Below are 15,689 nucleotides of genomic sequence, written 5' to 3' on the forward strand. Positions count from 1 at the left end.
AGTAACTCCGTCCTCACTAGACGATCACCCTCCAAGCTCAACCAGCTTGATGTCAACCTGAGGCGCACGCTTCTTCCGGGTAGCAGAGCGCCGAACCAGGAACCGGGCGCCGGGCTCGATGCACCGATGCCCGTCATGTCAGTGGTGTCGCTGCAACGGGGTCACGTCGCAGGGAGCGTCCACCAGCACTGCTGGGCCCCTCCTGCTCGACCGCGCAGACCGGCTCAAGGGCAACACCGAGGACGAGCTGCTCGCTTCATTGAAAGACGTAGTGAACAGGTAACTAACAGACCTCGGAAGTTCGGAAGTTCGGAACTTCCGGAGTCACGAAGTTCGGAGCATCCAGAGTCACGCAGTCTGGGCCCTGATCGCGACCCTCTGCCCGACGGCCTCATGCGCGGCCCGGAACGCGGCCATCAGGGCCGTCTTGCCGGTGCCGGCACGCCGATGACCGCGGCGAACACGGCCCCACGCAAGACCGCGACCGGCGACGTCGCCCCGGCGGCCGTGGACCTGGCGTCGGTGCGGCCGAAACGAGCGCGGGTGCGCCTGTCCTGATGGACCGGCCCTACGCCACCGCGGGCAGTGCCAGCGGTGGTTCATCCGCGCTGCGCCCGCTGCGGCCGGTGCCGCACTTTGCCGCAGAGTCCTGGTGGCTGGCCTGGAACCCGGCACGTTCAGCGCTTGATCACCCGAGCCTGCGTGGCCGACCGGGCCTGAGCCCGGCAGTGGGCGCTGGGCAGAAGATCAGGTTCGTTCTGTCGGCTAGGCGACCGAATGGCGACTTTCATCGATGGCGGCGTTAGGTTCCTTTCTGCCACATCCGCAAGACTTTAGGAGAATGACATGAAGCTTCTAGCTCTTTCCCTTTCCCTCGCCATCGGTTGTGGCTCTGTGGCCGCTATGGCGGGAACACCTGCAGCGGCGACTCCTGCTTTTAGTTCGCAGCAGATGGTCACCATCTCGAGCGAGGCTGGTGTCGGTGGCCCTCAGATTATTGCTTCTCCGGAAGCGCCTCATTCCTTCCGGTTCGATGCTGGGGTTCCAGCCGGCGGCAAGTTGGCTGCCGTCGGCGGTAGCGATAGCGAGATCACCGGCCATATTCTGGTAAAGAACAGCCGCGGTGAGACGGTAGGCGCCTGGGACGAGCCATGGGCGAATGATGCAAATATGCGGCAGGTGATCACTAGTTATCGCATTGAGGGAACCGCTATCGTGCAAACTGTGGATGTTTCTGCGGGCACAGCTTTCCCTCTTACCATTAACCCTGTCTACTCTGCGGTCGGCGGCGATAGCAGTCGCACGCCGCTTGGGCCGAGCAAGGTGACGGTCCCGAGCAACTACCTGTATGACCCGGACCGGGGTTCTCTGCACGACTACTGCACCCATTCACCCGATGAGTGGTACAGCGCTGACTTCCGTGGTCCATGCGCACGGCACGATCAGTGTTACGCCCGGCCAGGCAACCACAAGAAGGAGTGCGACAATCAGCTGGAGAAGCACCTGACCCAGAACTGTGACCATGCTTACGGCCCGGGGGTTAAGCGCACTAGTTGCCACGGTATCGCCAACACCTACTGGGCAGCCGTGACCGCCGGCGGTGACGATCTACGTCCGCGAACCAGCAGCCAGTCCTGAACTAGACATTCCGCAATTCTAGATCGACCGGAGAGTTGAACATGTCCCGTACTACGCGAATCGGTCTTTGGATGCTCGCCGCTGGCCTTGTCGCTGCGGTCGCCTTTCTGGGGCTGAGTGTGACCGGCGGTGGCCCCGATATCGGTCTCGGGTTTGTCATTTTGTTGGGCGCTTTCTTGGCTGTGGCTGGCGGTATCGTCGCCGCTGTCGGTGCTGTCACACAGCGATTGAACCGCTCTTCCTGAATCGTTCAAGTCTCACTAGGAGTTGTCGTGAAGTTTGCCCATGTTGTGACCGCGATGGCGATGGCTTTCGCTGGAGCACTGGCCGCTACGCCCGCTTATGCCCAGTCGCCCGTTTCTGAACCTGCCGCAGAGATGGCGCCGGTGGACTGTAAAGAGGAAATTCGCCAGACTTGGGGTCGAGTCACCTGTACGGCAAGTCGTGGCCCTGTGACGATCAAGTCAGTCCGGTTCGACTGCGATTGGGAACTCGACCTCATTATCGAGAATCAGGTGATCAAAGGCACATGGTCGAAGACGCATGAGTGCGATCACAAAATCCTCGGCATTGACGTCACCATCTAGCGATCGAAGGTCGTCGTTCTGGGCTAGCTACACTGTCGCCCGGAACGACGACCACGAGCAGGGAGCTTCGCAAAATGACGACGCTTGACGCGCAGGCTCTGTGTCAAGGGTACGGTCGCCGGCGGGTAGTGCACGAGTTCTCGGCGAGGCTCGACCGTGGCGTCGTTGGGCTGCTCGGGCCAAACGGGGCTGGCAAGACCACGCTGCTCGAGACGTTGGCGCTGGTCCGTCCCCCAGAGACTGGCCGGCTGGAGATTGTTGGCACCGAGGTCCGCGACCTTCGGACGGTGCGGCGGGCTCGTCAACGGGTCGGTTTCCAGCCGCAGAACTTTCCCTACCCCGGTGGCCTGACGGTCGAGGAATTCCTTCACTACGCCGCATGGCTACGGGAGCTGCCCAAACGACGGACCGGCGCCGCGGTCGCCGCCGCGATCACCCAGCTCGAGCTGACTGAGCACACCCGCAGCCGGCTGCGCACCCTCTCCGGCGGGACCCTCCAGCGCGTCGGCGTGGCCCAGGCGCTTGTTCATGACCCAGCCGTAGTGATTCTGGACGAGCCGACGGTCGGACTCGACCCTGCCCAGCGGGTCAAGCTAAGAGCAGTTCTTCGGGGTCTCGCCGCCTCCCGACTCGTCATCGTCAGCACGCACATCGTTGATGACGTCGTCCACACCTGCGACCAAGTCCTGGTGTTCCTGGCAGGCAAGGTTCACTTCGCTGGCACCCCACAGGACCTCAACGACATCGGTTTGGCCGCCGGCGGCGCACCGACGGACGGCCACGCCATGAGCGCAGCTGAGCAGGGCTATCTGCGCCTAGTCGAGAAGACCCAGGGAGCGCGGGCGTGACGAACCTCGGATTCCGGCGGGGCGCCGGACCGGCGCTTGCCGCCGCTGTCCTCCTGCTCGGGGCTCTCTTGTTGATCCCGCGCCGCACCGACTGGTACGGCTCGCCCCTACTCACCACCGCGATGATTCTGCAGAAGACGGCGTACATCGCCGCTGTCTGCGCCGCCGTCGCCGCCGCCGTGTATCCGATACGACACCGCCGCCGCATTGCGGCGCTGGACCCGTTGAGCAGCCGACCCGCGCTTCACCTGTGGGCAATGCGTACCGTGACGCTCACCGCGTGGGCAGCACTTGGCTACCTGGTTCTGACAGCAGTGGCGCTCGCCGTGACGGCCACAGCGAGCCCGGGAATGCGGCTAGGTTTGGCGAACATCGCCACCGGGCTGATCATCCTGACTGTCGCCGTCGCCTTCGGCGCTCTAGCCGGTGCAATCTGGCCCCGGCTTGTCACGCCGCTGCTCGTGGCCGTGGCGGTGCACGTACCGCTCATGGCCGGCGCCCAGCACGCGCCCACCCAGGTGCGCAACCTCTTCCTGCTGTACGCGCCGGCGCCCAACTGGGCTGAACCTAACCTCACCCTCCTGCTGTGGAAGCTGCTGTGGGCCGCCGCGTTGCTCACCGCCCTAGCAACAATCGCCGCCGTCTACGGCTGGGGCGCCCGGGATCCACGACCCGGCGCCAGATTCCGAGTCCTGACAAGTGGCATCGCCGCCAGCGCCATCGTGGCCGCAGCTGCGGTCGCGGGCATGAGCGCAGCCGGCCCAGTCTTCATCCCCTCGAACACCAGCGCCCACGGCATCTGCCACCGCGGCGAAGCCCGCGTCTGTGTCTGGGATGACCACAAGCGGTACCTCGGCCAACTTTCCCGAATGGTCGACGCTGGGGTACTGGTCACCGGCGCGCTACCGCAAGGCGTCACCTCATACCTAGAGTACGGAATGGCACGTCAGCCTGGCGAGGCGAACCCCGTCGGTGGCCAAGGCGTTATCGAAGTCGGGCGAGGCATCGCCAACCTGGATAATGTCGCCGAGCAACTAGCCGGGCAATGGTTCAGCGACTACGCCGACAGATGCGGAATTCCAATAGAAAATCAGCTAGACGACCATCCGCTACGATCATTCCTCAACGATCTCTTTACCGCCGTCAAGGATAAAGAATTGTCAGATCTCGACACACACCGGACGCGCTACCAAGCGCTCACACGCTGCTGACCGCGCAATGCCGATATCCTCGCAGATTCCCGCCCTGTGGTTACGCACACACGGCTTACACTCCTACATCTTCATTTGTGCTGGTGTCGCATCGTGCTACCTCTGGCAAACATACGGGCCAGCAGAATGGCCATTCCCGTTAGAACATGACACCACGGTGTTGCCCATGGTCCTCGCGCTAGGCGCAATATTTGGGCTGCACGGAGGAGTTCCATTTCTCGAAACACGCCACCGCGGACTGGCTTTAGCCCGCGCGTTGACAGTCGCTTTCTACGCCCTACTCGCACTGGGAACAATTGCCCTAAGACCCGGCGAATCGACCGTCCCAAGTCGATCATTCACGATCGCGCTTGCCGCTGGGCTGCTCCTCGGATATTTAACCGCTGGGCCAGTGCTTTGGGGAGTGATCGCATGTAAGGCAATCGTGATCTCCCAGTTGCCGCGAGCAGACCCTGTGTTATCACTCATCTTCTGGGAACTGGGCGCCGCAGATGACATGTTGGCCAATACCTTCTCCGTCGCTATTACTCTAGCCTCGGGCGTGCTGTATGCCACATTTGGTCAAGGACGCGCTCGCCCCTGAGCACAATGCGGGCACGGACTTTCGCTACTTTGACGAAGCCATCCAGGGTCCATGAATCTCTAACTCAGCAGACCCTGTCGTATAGCTGACTACCGGCCCGATTTATCCGATAAGCCTGGTTCTGGTAGTTCCTATATGGTCACCGGAGGCACTAACCTAAACGCATCAAGGCGACTTAGCTGTCTCCTGCAGGCGCGATTTAGGGAGTAATGATGCGTCGATTTTCGAGCATTGCGTTGGGCGTCATTGCCCTCGTTGCGTTGATCCAGCCGGGCGCGGCCTACGCCGTGTCCACGACGAACGCTGCCGCAAAGCCCACAGTGAAATGCACGAAAAACATTCAGAACACGTGGGGCAAACTGACCTGCAAGACCAGTGGTGGGCGTGTCACCTTCTCGGAGGTGCGATTTAACTGTGATTGGGAAGTCGACTGGACGGTGAACGACCTAACCATCGAAGGCGAGTGGAGCAAAACCCACGAGTGCGACCATAAGCTCCTGGACATCTACTGGGATGTCTGGACAGGCCGCTGACAACGCCTTACGTGGCAGTATCCAACGGTCCTGGCCCGGCCGGGGCCTTGATCCGAGCCACCTCCAGGCGCAGCGCGAAGATCGCGCGGGAGATGTACGACGAGGCCGACGACACCGGCCGCCGCGTCCACACCGTCGCCCAGATCGCCGCCGAGTTCAGCGTCACCCGCCCCACCATCTACCGACACCTCAAGCAAGCAGCAACAGGCTTGTCGTGACTATCGGTTCCGCTGCTCCTCATGGACCTGTCCCAGGGGGCCAAATCTTTGATCTTGGAATGGTGAACGGCTCTGCCCCCGAGCTTCGGGGGCAGAGCCGTTGGTGGTTGTGTTTGCGGTGGCACCGCGGAGCGGGGTTGGCTTGACGGCGGCTGGTGGGCAACCGAGCGGCAACCGTGCCTGGTGTTGTCCTACAACCGGGCAGGCGTTGAGTAGGTACCAGCAGCACGGGGGACACGAACGCCAGGAGGCAGACATGATCGGCACCGTTACCGACTTCACCGCCGAAGCAGTGTTCGCCTCCGCCCTGCAGCCCTCCCAGCAGCCCACCCCCGCACAGGTATGGGACGCCGTCACCGACACGGTCACCCGCCTGGGGACCGACGGGTGCGCCGACCGCCTGGCCGCCGCGTACGGCGACTGCATGACCACCGCTGCGACACGCATGCGGTGGGCCCGCGAGACCGCTGGCGCGCTGACGCTGAAGACCGTCGCCGCCTGAGCATCCTGCCAACCCGGCGATCAAGCGATCGGACTCCCCTATTGGGCCCTGCGCTTGGGTAGCTGTCCCAGCCCGCCGATTCCGCTGCGGCTGACGGCGCTGACGGCGATTTCTAGTTCAGGAACGAACCCTCCATGATCAATCGAACAAGTGTTCGACTAGGGTCGTCTCATGGCAGGGATTCCGCAGCTACGCGCAGCGGGCTGGTTCGTCACCGGCCAGGAACGGCCACACCGATCCGAGCACCTCAGCTACCACCTGCTGGTGCGACTGTGGGAGCACATGGACGGCTCCGGGGTGTGGAGCGTGAGCCTGCACGACTGCGCCGCGCCAGCGGGCCACGGCCGCGTCGAGCGGCGCTATGGCTCAGAAGATGCCGCACGCACCGCGCTCGCCGCGATGTACGCGTTGGCCAGGCATCTACCACCGCTGCCGACCATGCCACCCCTAGGCCAGACCGAACCCAACCACGAACTCGGCCGGTGGCAGATCTCCGAAGACCGCCAGTCGGGGGCCGGTGAGGTCGGAACGGCGGGCCACTGATGCCTCACCTGGTCGGCCCGGCGCGGTCCCAGGTCCATGTGCGCAGCCCTTACCGTCGCTGAACGAGGCTGCGCACCTTGGTACGGTCCGCATCGGGACTCCGGTACTTCCGAAGTTCCGGACTTCGGAAGTCAGGAGATCAGATGCCTTATCGCGTGGTGATCGGGAACAACAAGGGAGGCAGCGGCAAGACCGCGACGACAGTCAACCTCGCTGCCGCGCTGGCCGAGGAAGGTCACCGAGTCCTAGTCGTCGACATGGACCCGCAGGCCAACGCGAGCCGCAGGCTGGGCCGCCCCTTTAACCCGGCCGAGCCAGTGCCCACGACAGCCGAGGTGGTCAAGGCGGGTATAGATCAGGAAGGCGTCGCGGCTGCAGCGATCGCCGCGTGTGGCTGGAGCGGTGACTACGCCGAGCGCATCGACCTGATCCCCTCGCGGTTCGACTTGGAGAACCGCGTCAGCGAGGCCGGCGTCATCGGCGCCATCGGCCGGCTTTACACCGCGCTGGCAGGCGTTGACGACGAGTACGACGTCACCCTGATCGACTGCCCACCGAGCCTGGGGCACCTCACTCAGCTCGGCATGGCGGCCGCCACCCACGCCCTATGCACCGTCGAACCCGAGTATGACGGTGTCGATGGCGCGGTCCGCTTCCGCGACTTCATCGCCAAGCACGGCCCGAGCCTGCGCCAGCCCGGTGCTTCGGGCGAGCTGCAGATGGCTGGCTTTGTCGTCACCCGCGTCCGCGGCAACATCACCGCGCACGCCTACCAGATCGAGGGCCTGCCCGAGCTATTCGGTGAGCTGCTCTGGAGCCCACAGGTCCCCGAGCGGGCCGCCATCAAGGACGCCGGTGACATGCCCACCTCGCTTCGTTCCCTCGGCACCGGACCCGGCCGGGAGATGGCCGCCGTCTTCACCCAGCTCGCTAAGCAACTGATGACGGTGCCCCGATGACCCCCGCCCCCAAGCTGCAGCGCAGCCGCCCCGGTGGCTCCTCCGGCATCATGCCGACCCTCACCGCGGCCGTCGAGGCGCCCGTCGTCGGTACTCCGCCAGCCAACCAACAGACTGTCGGAGTTCCGGACTACCGGAGTCCGGAACTTACAGAGTCTCGTGCGGAGGCGCGTAAGCGGTCACAGGCCGAGCAGGACGCGGGCGAAGCCCCGCGGTACCTACAGATGGTGCGCAAGGAATCCCGGCTGCGGATGGACCAAGTCGACGCGCTAGCCGTCCTCACCCGGCAACTCGCCCGCCAGCGGACCCGCCGCGGCGGCGAACGCCTAACCGACAACACCCTGATCCGGATCGCCGTCGACCTCCTGCTCGACCGCGCAGACCGACTCAAGGGCAACACCGAGGACGAGCTGCTCGCTTCATTGAAAGACGTAATGAACAGGTAACTAACAGACTCCGGAAGTTCGGAACTCCGGAGTAACGAAGTTCGGAGCATCCATATTTGATCTTGGCGGGGTCAGTGGTCGGTGGCAGGCTGTCGATAGCGGTCTGCCGGTCGGTGTCGGCCCTGCGCTTGGGTAGCTGTCCCAGCCCGCCAATTTGTTGATCTTGGCTACTTCGGCTGCGGTGCGGATGCTGTACGTGGTTGGGGTACGGCCGGCGCCGCAGCGTGTTCGATGTCGGCGGGTTGCAGCGCCCGGTAGAGGGTTGAGCGGCCGATGCCGAGGTGGCGGGCGATGGTGGTGACGGATTCGCCGCGGGCTTGTCGGGCTTGGGCGATGGCGAGGACGTCGTCGGTGACTGTGATTGGCCGGCCGCCCCGGCGGCCTTGGGCGGCGGCGGCGCGTAGGCCGTCGAGGGTGCGTTCGCGGATGAGGTCGCGTTCCATTTCGGCGGCCATGGCGGCGACCATGAACAGCATCTTGTCGGCGATGGTGGCGCCGGCCGGTTTGTGGATGCCGGCGCAGATGCCGGTGAGGATGTGCAGGTTGATCCCGCGGGCGTGGAGCTGGTCTTCCAGGAAGACGAGCAGTTCCTTCATTGACCGGGCGACCCGGTCGGGTTTGTAGATCACCAACGTATCGCCGGCGTGCAGCAGTTCCAGGGCGGCGGTCAGCTTCGGCCTGTCGCCACGGGTGGAGGCGGTCTCGACCAGAACCTGCCGGCAGTGCGCCGCGTCCAGGGCGTCGAGTTGGGCCTGGTGGTCTTGGGCGCGGGTGGAGACGCGGGCGTATCCGATGCGGACACTGTTGTCATACGGCGAGCCGGGGGCGGTCATGCCGCGAATCGTCCCGCAAACGTCCCGAAACATCGGTGAGCGACACCCAGTTTAGGGACTAGTTTTCGGGACGGATTTGGGCCGGGAAGTCCGCCGCCTGGCGACCGTCCCGGATACGAACGTTTATGGGACTGGACGGAAATACGATCCCCGTAAACACTTGCGATCAACGCAATTGAGTGTACAGAATGCATGCATGAGTATTCGAGACACCTTCACCGACGTCGCTGCGATCCTGCACCCGATCCCACAGCCCAAGCAGGGCGAGGAACACGATGACGGCTTCCTCGCCCTGCGCGACCTGGTCGCCGAGAGCCAGGAGAACGCCCTGGAGAACCTGCGGATCGGATGGGAGCACGCCGAGCAGGACCCGCTGATCTCCGCACTGGCTCAAGCCCGCCGCGCGAAGGAACTGGCCGAGCAGGAGATCCGGGAACTGCTCGCGTACGGCCGCGAGTTCGTCCAGCCCCGCCCCTACACCCTCAGTGACCTTGCCGCGGCCACCGGCATGTCCATCTCTGGCGTGCGCACCGCCTACGGACATCGCGACGTCGCGCAGGTCGCCGACGCCACCGGCGCCAAACCCCGCGAGTGGCGCGCCCCCGACCCAGACGCCGACGCCGACGCCGAAACGCGCAACGAGGATCTGGCATGAACGGGGCGGCGTGCATCTGCCGGACCCGCTGGCCCCGCCTCTACGCCGTGATCGACGGCGTGCGATACGAAGTCGAGCCGACCCTGGCCGACAGCCCGACCAGCGCACTGTTCCGCGCCTGGTGCGCCCGACCCCCCACCACCACAGGCGCTCACACAACGTCAACGGGACACCTCTTGCACTGCCAGTGAAAGCGGCTGCCAGCGACAAGATGACCAACTACGCGGCATGGCCTGGTCCACCCCGGTCGGTGCGCTAGTGCCGGCGTACGACGGCCGCGGCCTGGGCTACCCGATGGCAAGCCGACCGGCGCCGCAGGCGTCGGACGGCGCGGCAGCCAGGCGACGGCGACGGCCGCCCGCAGCGCCCGTCCCAGCCGGAACTGCGGCTACCGGCGGCGGGTGACAGTGACGGTGAACCGGGCGTGCGGCGCCAGGGTGGTGACGTCGACGTGGGCTGCTTGGCCCTAGCGTCGGACCTTCACGGACCTAGTCACGCTTGGGCCAGTCCAATCTCCGACGAACACCGTCGCTCGCCAGGTTCCCGGAAAGCACTGTTTGGGGAACGCTCGAGCTTGCCCGCCCTTCACGCTCTTAATCCTCTTGTTGACGTAGCGTGATGTGCCAGTCCGCTTAAACTGGAAGCCCACCCAATAAACATCCGACTCGCCCGCGGAGAAGACATCCGCTTGGAGGCGGACGAGACGGCATTTCTTGATTTGCTTAGGCGCGGTGAACCAAAGCTCAACCCCACCTTTGTAATTCTTCCCGGTAGCCTTGGCCGGCGATGCAATGAAGGTAGCGGCCAACGAGGCGAGGACTACGGCGGCGGTGATTAACCTCTTCATAAGATCTCCAGTAACTAGATCGAGCGCTGAATGGGTAACATCAGAACTGTCGCGAGAACTATTTTCAGGACTCGGCCAAGAGTTTTCAGCAACGCCCTTCATTCGTTCGGTCGAGGATTAAATCAAGGAACCATTCGGCTTGGAAAACGGCCAATAAACCTTAAATGCTTGTTCCCCCGTTTCGTACGACATAAATAGGTACATAAACCTACCCTCCGGCGTTCTTGGCTCAAAGCGGATAAGCACGACGATGGTCTCGGCAGGCTCGCGGGTCGCCCAGCGTCCTCACCGTCGCTGGCGGCAAAATGTACGAAGTGGTTCGTATCTGGGCGCGCCACAACAGCCCGGTCTACCGGCGGCCGAGGCCACCGACTGGCGCCGCAGGCGTCGGACGGCGCGGCAGCCGGACGACCGCGACGGCCATCCAGCAGCGCCGTCGCGGCCGGAACTGCGGCTACCGGCGGCGGATGACGGTGACAGTGAACCGGGCGTGCGGCGCCAGGGTGGTGACGTCGACGATCGGTTTATCGCCCCGGTGGATTCGTAGCTCACCGGCCGCCGCCAGTGACACCAGCACCGCGGCGGCGGTGTCGATCGACGTGCGCGCCGCATCCGCCAGGCGCTCCAACGTGACGCTGGTCGACCCGCCCGGCGACTTAGCCAACGCCTGCCACACCGCGCTGCCTTCCACCGGCGGCCGCGGCGCGACACTCGCCGGCGCCGGCCGGTGCTGGGCGGGAATCGCCGCGGCCGCGGCCGCCAACGCCGCAGCGATATGCCCGTGGTGGTGCGGCTGATGACGCAGCGGCCCGGTACGCAACTGCTTGGTCAACGCCTCCAACGCGGCCACCCACGCCCCAGCCATCGTGGGGTGTTTCGGTTGAACGACGCGCTCGATCACCTGCCGTACCGGTTCCTCACGCAGCCGGCCGGCGGCGGCGTCAGCGTCGGCGCGGGCCTGCGCGGTGCGTAGCTCATACGCGCGTTGCCGGCAGCTCTTCGGACGCGAGCAGTACCGCGGCGCCGGGCCACGCCCAGGCGTCAACAGCGCCTCCCCGCACCACTGGCACAACACGATCAACGGCCGCTCGTAGACACGCTGCTGCGGCTGCGCCTGGTCCTGCTCATCGCTCACGCCGGCACGATAACCGTCACTGACAAGTCAACGCACTAGTAGTGCCAGAGGTGTGTCGATTCCGGGCTAGTCAGCGGCGCGGCTCACGCCGCACGCCAGTTCAGAACCGGCACGCCACACACCGTGGGGCATCGACCATGCCCAGATGACCAGCGGCACGCGGTCAAACTAGACACTGCCGTACCTGTCACTGACAGGCCAACACGTTAACAATGCCTAGGTCCACCGGAGCGAGGCCGAACTGCGGAGCCAGGCCCGTAAACCGGGTTTTTACTTCAACTTGCTCCGCGCGCAGCGGGGTGGCCGGAATGCGAGAACCAGAGCCGTCGGCAAGGGCCTACCGACACGGTCACCGTGGCCGCCCAGCTGCACCTGTGCCGGTTCGTGGTGGACATGGCGATCCAGGATTGAGATTCGGGTGCCGGGCGGTGGCTATGTAGGTGGGATCCGACACCGTTTGTAGGTGGGGGTGGACACCGCCTCTGGCGACGGTGAAGTCGATGTCGATGTCGATGTCGATGTCGATGAGAGTTGACACCGCCCCTGCCTGTGCGGCACAGCGACCCGACCGAAACCGTCACCGACGACCAGTGACGGAACCGCCGCGCGGCGGCCGTGGTCGACGCGGCACGCCGGCGGCGGTACGGTGCCCGCCGTACGCGACCCACGCCCAACCCCCGGGCGGGCGGACGCGGGTGAGGTCATGGAGGACCGATGGCTGGCGTGATGGACACCGACGAAATGGTCGAGCTACTGGCCAAGTTCGGCACACACATTGAGCTGGACTTCGACGCCGCGGCCGCCGACGGGAACAGCGGCGAGCTGATCGCCGCGAAACTCGCCCACACCCTGGTCGGGGTGTTCGAGGCACACGCCTCCCGCGCCGACGACGCCGCCCGCCAGACCGGCGCCACACCCCGCGACCTGGCCGACGCGACCCTGGGCGCGTTCGCCGGCGCGCGCTGCGGCGACGAGGTCGACGAGTGGGCGCTGCTGCAATGGCGGACCAACAAACTGGCGATGGCACTCAACGAGTTGGACTTCGGCGGCCCGTTCCCCCGCGCCGGCGACGTCGGCAGCGGCGACGTGCTGGTGCGCACCATCCGGGCCACCGCGGCCGCGCTCGGCGCGATGACCCACGCCAAACAGATCTCGATCAACCCGCTACGCGCCGACGGCGAGAGCGCCGAAGGCGGCGTGCTGCTGGCCAGGGCGATGGACGCCCTAGAACACGCCGTCAAAGACGCCGGCGCCCACCGAGCCGTCGGCGACCTCATGCGGATGGTCGACTAGCCGCCGCCGACGATGGCGTCACACGGTGAGCCGTGACGGCAACCGGCTCACCTTCGGCGGCAACATCCTGGAGACCGGCGCCGACTCCTACCGCCTGGCACCCACCACCACCACCGCCCGCGCCGCCGTCCCCGCGCCCCGCCTAACTCCGCCCGTCAACACCCAGAGCCCCGGACTCAAAATCCGGGGCTCTCATCGCAGGGCTCCCCAGGACGACGCCAGCGCCTGAAGTGGTGTCAGCTCTCATCGACATTGATCATGTAAGCCGGCCCAGACCGGTGCCAGTTCCCGTCGACATTCGGTGTCAGTTCACACCTCCGAAGCCAGGGCGGGGTGGGCTGAGCTGGACGCGGTCACTCGGACGGGGTAACGCAGGGTCGAGGGCGCGAGCTCGGGTTGATGATCGAAGTGGACGCCTGTCGCGCGGGTCGAGAACACTGAGCCGATGACGTCGTCGACTGTCTCGTCATCCCACCGGTCGACCTTCGGGTTGTGGCTTGCCGCTGCCGGGCTAGGTGGTGCCGGCGTCGTGGGTCTGGTGTGGGTGTTGCGGGGTCTGGGGTTGGAGGATGCGGAGAAGTGGGTGTCGCTGGTGTGCGGCGTGGTCTCCGCGGCATGCGCGATCGCGGGGCTGGTGGTGGCCATAGTCGCGCTGCGCCGCCCCCGCTTGCCAACGGTGGCGGGTGCCCCGGCGTCACCGCCGTCGACGACGACGGATCCTCCTGCAGCGGACTCGTTGCCGGCGGGCCCGGTTATTCACTGCCCGGTCTCGGGCAGCTTCATCGGTACCGCGCGGGACAGCGCGAGGGTGATCATCCACAACGGTCGTAGTGAGGGCCAGTGACCTGACGGCAGCCGGGGCCCCCGACGACGGCTCCACCCCACCTGTCCAGCTCACCGGTCCCGTCTCGGGCAGCTTCATCGGGGAGGCCAGGGACAACAGCCGGGTAATCATCAACAACGTCAAGCGCGATCCAGTGAGCCTGCCGCACCGGGTGGGGGCGGCGCCGGCGCTGGCTGCGGGGAGGCAGGACCGTGACCAGGACCGGCAACTGTTCGACGCGCTGACCGGTGGTGGAACGGCGGTCGTAGCCGGCCAGGTGGTGACCGGGATGGGTGGGGTCGGTAAGACGCAGGTCGCTGCCGCGCTGGCCCACCGGCTGTGGGGTGAGGACCTGCTGGACTTGTTGGTGTGGGCGCCGGCATCATCGCCGCAGGCGGTGCAGCAGGCGTATGCGGTGGCCGCGGCGGATGTGACCGGGGTGGAAGACGACACGGTCGAGGCCGGGGCGGCCCGGTTCGTTAACTGGCTGGCAGCTAAAGCGCAGGCCGACCTGCGGTGGCTGGTAGTCCTCGACGATCTGCAGTCCCCAGCGGATCTGACCGGCCTGTGGCCGCCGCACACACCGGCCGGCCGGTGTGTGGTGACCACCCGCCGCCGCGACCCAGTCCTGACCGGCCCGGCCACCGGGCGGGTCCTGGTCGAGGTAGGGGTCTTCACCCCGCGTGAGGCGCACGCCTATCTACGTCGGGTGCTGGGCGACGACCCGGTGGTCCTGGATGAGGCCGCCGGGCTGACCGAGGATCTGGGCAATCTGGCGTTGGCGCTAGCGCAGGCCGCAGGCTTCATCGGCAGAAGCCCGACCATGACCTGCGCGGCGTATCGGCGCAAGCTGACCGACCAACGGCGCGCCCTGGCCAAGCTGCTACCACCTACCGACGCCCTCCCCGACGGCTACAACGCCACCGTCGCGGCGACATTCGCCATCTCCATCGACGCCGCCAACGCCCTCGAACCGCAAAATTTCGCCCTACCGCTGCTGCAGGCCGCCGCCCTGTTATCTCCCGACGGCATCCCCACCGCGTTCTTCCGCACCGACCCGATGATCGACTACCTGGCCACCATTACCGGCGCACCTGCGCCCGAAAGCCCAGAGCAACGCGCCGACTGGCGTGACGACATCGACAACGCACTACAGCTCTTGCACGGGTTCAGCCTGCTCACCATCGACGCCAACCTGGTCCGCGTACACGGGCTGGTGCAGCGGGCCGTCCGAGAAGACACCCCAGCCCACACCCGGGCTGAATTGGCATGGGCCGTCGGTGATGCCCTTGTCGCGGCGTGGCCGCCGATCGCGAACAACCCACAGGTCGAGCAGACCTACCGCACCAACACCACCGCCCTGAACACCACCAGCGACAACCACCTCTGGCACAACCGGGGCCACCCGGTCCTGTTCCAGGTCGGATACAGCCTCGGCGCCGTGGGTCAGGTCACCGCCGCCGCCGAACACTTCCAACAACTCCACACCACAGCCACCGAACGCCTCGGCGCCGACCACGCCGACCCCCTGACTACCCGCCACAACCTGGCCTACTGGCGGGGGGCGGCCGGGGATCCTGACGGCGCAGCCGCCGCCATGGAGCAGTTACTCGCCGACCGGGTGCGGGTGCTGGGCGCCGACCACGCTGACACCCTGACCACCCGCCACGACCTGGCCCACTGGCGGGGGGAGGCCGGGGATCATGGCGGCGCGGTCGCCGCCATGGAACAGTTACTCGCCGACCAGGTACGGGTGCTGGGCGCCGACCACCCCGACACCCTGACCACCCGCCACAGCCTGGCGCGGTGCCGGGGGGCGGCCGGGGATCCTGACGGCGCGGCCGCCGCCATGGAGCAGTTACTCGCCGACCGGGTGCGGGTGCTGGGCGCCGACCACGCTGACACCCTGACCATCCGCCACAACCTGGCCTACTGCCGGGGGGAGGCCGGGGATCCTGACGGCGCGGCCGCCGCCATGGAACAGTTACTCGCCGACCAGGTACGGGTGCTGGGCGCCGACCACCCCCACACCCTG

General features: G+C 66.0%; 17 protein-coding genes. 14 read left to right on the forward strand and 3 right to left on the reverse strand.

Annotated features, from left to right (window positions below; translation table 11 throughout):
- Window positions 1–846: 846 nt before the first annotated feature.
- The 10 genes from ABD287_RS17035 (at window position 847) to ABD287_RS17080 (ending at window position 8,068) form a co-directional block, all read left to right on the forward strand.
- Window positions 847–1,638, forward strand: coding sequence for a phospholipase A2 (locus ABD287_RS17035; RefSeq protein ID WP_344174299.1), 792 nt, complete (start codon window positions 847–849; stop codon window positions 1,636–1,638).
- Between the two features lie 272 nt (window positions 1,639–1,910).
- Window positions 1,911–2,225, forward strand: coding sequence for a hypothetical protein (locus ABD287_RS17040; RefSeq protein ID WP_344174301.1), 315 nt, complete (start codon window positions 1,911–1,913; stop codon window positions 2,223–2,225).
- A gap of 74 nt (window positions 2,226–2,299) precedes the next feature.
- Window positions 2,300–3,073, forward strand: coding sequence for an ATP-binding cassette domain-containing protein (locus ABD287_RS17045; RefSeq protein ID WP_344174304.1), 774 nt, complete (start codon window positions 2,300–2,302; stop codon window positions 3,071–3,073).
- The gene (locus tag ABD287_RS17050) at window positions 3,070–4,284 is read left to right on the forward strand and encodes a hypothetical protein (protein WP_344174306.1); all 1,215 of its coding nucleotides are present in this window, start codon (window positions 3,070–3,072) and stop codon (window positions 4,282–4,284) included. Before ABD287_RS17045 ends, ABD287_RS17050 begins: the two co-directional genes overlap by 4 nt.
- A gap of 795 nt (window positions 4,285–5,079) precedes the next feature.
- Window positions 5,080–5,400 carry a hypothetical protein gene (locus tag ABD287_RS17055; RefSeq protein WP_344174307.1) on the forward strand — a complete coding sequence of 107 codons (321 nt, stop codon included), beginning with the start codon at window positions 5,080–5,082 and terminating at the stop codon, window positions 5,398–5,400.
- A gap of 11 nt (window positions 5,401–5,411) precedes the next feature.
- Window positions 5,412–5,618: an ArsR family transcriptional regulator gene (locus ABD287_RS17060; protein ID WP_344174309.1), complete on the forward strand. Its 207-nt coding sequence runs from the start codon at window positions 5,412–5,414 to the stop codon at window positions 5,616–5,618.
- Between the two features lie 256 nt (window positions 5,619–5,874).
- Complete coding sequence (locus ABD287_RS17065; RefSeq protein ID WP_344174310.1) at window positions 5,875–6,120, forward strand: hypothetical protein; 246 nt, start codon at window positions 5,875–5,877, stop codon at window positions 6,118–6,120.
- Window positions 6,121–6,291: 171 nt separating this feature from the next.
- Window positions 6,292–6,663 carry a hypothetical protein gene (locus tag ABD287_RS17070; protein WP_344174311.1) on the forward strand — a complete coding sequence of 124 codons (372 nt, stop codon included), beginning with the start codon at window positions 6,292–6,294 and terminating at the stop codon, window positions 6,661–6,663.
- Window positions 6,664–6,806: 143 nt separating this feature from the next.
- Window positions 6,807–7,622 (forward strand): ParA family protein, encoded by an 816-nt coding sequence (locus ABD287_RS17075; protein WP_344174314.1) that lies wholly within the window; start codon window positions 6,807–6,809, stop codon window positions 7,620–7,622.
- Complete coding sequence (locus ABD287_RS17080; protein ID WP_344174316.1) at window positions 7,619–8,068, forward strand: hypothetical protein; 450 nt, start codon at window positions 7,619–7,621, stop codon at window positions 8,066–8,068. Before ABD287_RS17075 ends, ABD287_RS17080 begins: the two co-directional genes overlap by 4 nt.
- Window positions 8,069–8,235: 167 nt before the next feature.
- Here ABD287_RS17080 and ABD287_RS17085 read toward each other — a convergent pair whose 3' ends face one another.
- Window positions 8,236–8,901 carry a recombinase family protein gene (locus ABD287_RS17085; RefSeq protein ID WP_344174318.1) on the reverse strand — a complete coding sequence of 222 codons (666 nt, stop codon included), beginning with the start codon at window positions 8,899–8,901 and terminating at the stop codon, window positions 8,236–8,238.
- A gap of 196 nt (window positions 8,902–9,097) precedes the next feature.
- Between ABD287_RS17085 and ABD287_RS17090 the strand changes: the two genes are divergently transcribed.
- Window positions 9,098–9,556, forward strand: a complete 459-nt coding sequence (locus ABD287_RS17090) for a hypothetical protein (protein ID WP_344174320.1) — start codon at window positions 9,098–9,100, stop codon at window positions 9,554–9,556.
- Window positions 9,557–10,857: 1,301 nt separating this feature from the next.
- Here ABD287_RS17090 and ABD287_RS17095 read toward each other — a convergent pair.
- Window positions 10,858–11,538 carry a hypothetical protein gene (locus ABD287_RS17095; protein WP_344174322.1) on the reverse strand — a complete coding sequence of 227 codons (681 nt, stop codon included), beginning with the start codon at window positions 11,536–11,538 and terminating at the stop codon, window positions 10,858–10,860.
- Window positions 11,539–12,252: 714 nt separating this feature from the next.
- Here ABD287_RS17095 and ABD287_RS17100 point away from each other — a divergent pair.
- Both ABD287_RS17100 and ABD287_RS17105 read left to right on the forward strand, forming a co-directional pair.
- Window positions 12,253–12,831, forward strand: coding sequence for a hypothetical protein (locus ABD287_RS17100; protein WP_344174324.1), 579 nt, complete (start codon window positions 12,253–12,255; stop codon window positions 12,829–12,831).
- Window positions 12,832–12,856: 25 nt separating this feature from the next.
- Window positions 12,857–13,060: a hypothetical protein gene (locus ABD287_RS17105; RefSeq protein WP_344174326.1), complete on the forward strand. Its 204-nt coding sequence runs from the start codon at window positions 12,857–12,859 to the stop codon at window positions 13,058–13,060.
- Window positions 13,061–13,140: 80 nt separating this feature from the next.
- Here the strand turns inward: ABD287_RS17105 and ABD287_RS17110 are convergent, their stop codons facing one another.
- A complete protein-coding gene (locus tag ABD287_RS17110) occupies window positions 13,141–13,476 on the reverse strand; it encodes a hypothetical protein (protein ID WP_344174328.1) in 336 nt (111 codons plus the stop codon).
- A gap of 185 nt (window positions 13,477–13,661) precedes the next feature.
- Here ABD287_RS17110 and ABD287_RS17115 point away from each other — a divergent pair.
- A partial coding sequence (locus ABD287_RS17115; RefSeq protein WP_344174330.1) for a tetratricopeptide repeat protein occupies window positions 13,662–15,689 on the forward strand: 2,028 nt, incomplete at its 3' end.

Source organism: Pilimelia columellifera subsp. columellifera (genome assembly GCF_039532605.1).
In the GTDB taxonomy this organism is placed as follows: domain Bacteria; phylum Actinomycetota; class Actinomycetes; order Mycobacteriales; family Micromonosporaceae; genus Pilimelia; species Pilimelia columellifera.

Bases quoted from the DNA above. Each gene is read 5' to 3' on its own strand.
- ABD287_RS17035 (WP_344174299.1), top strand. From the start codon at position 847: ATGAAGCTTCTAGCTCTTTCCCTTTCCCTCGCCATCGGTTGTGGCTCT.
- ABD287_RS17045 (WP_344174304.1), top strand. From the start codon at position 2,300: ATGACGACGCTTGACGCGCAGGCTCTGTGTCAAGGGTACGGTCGCCGG.
- ABD287_RS17055 (WP_344174307.1), top strand. From the start codon at position 5,080: ATGCGTCGATTTTCGAGCATTGCGTTGGGCGTCATTGCCCTCGTTGCG.
- ABD287_RS17065 (WP_344174310.1), top strand. From the start codon at position 5,875: ATGATCGGCACCGTTACCGACTTCACCGCCGAAGCAGTGTTCGCCTCC.
- ABD287_RS17070 (WP_344174311.1), top strand. From the start codon at position 6,292: ATGGCAGGGATTCCGCAGCTACGCGCAGCGGGCTGGTTCGTCACCGGC.
- ABD287_RS17075 (WP_344174314.1), top strand. From the start codon at position 6,807: ATGCCTTATCGCGTGGTGATCGGGAACAACAAGGGAGGCAGCGGCAAG.
- ABD287_RS17080 (WP_344174316.1), top strand. From the start codon at position 7,619: ATGACCCCCGCCCCCAAGCTGCAGCGCAGCCGCCCCGGTGGCTCCTCC.
- ABD287_RS17085 (WP_344174318.1), bottom strand. From the start codon at position 8,901: ATGACCGCCCCCGGCTCGCCGTATGACAACAGTGTCCGCATCGGATAC.
- ABD287_RS17090 (WP_344174320.1), top strand. From the start codon at position 9,098: ATGAGTATTCGAGACACCTTCACCGACGTCGCTGCGATCCTGCACCCG.
- ABD287_RS17100 (WP_344174324.1), top strand. From the start codon at position 12,253: ATGGCTGGCGTGATGGACACCGACGAAATGGTCGAGCTACTGGCCAAG.
- ABD287_RS17110 (WP_344174328.1), bottom strand. From the start codon at position 13,476: ATGGCCACCACCAGCCCCGCGATCGCGCATGCCGCGGAGACCACGCCG.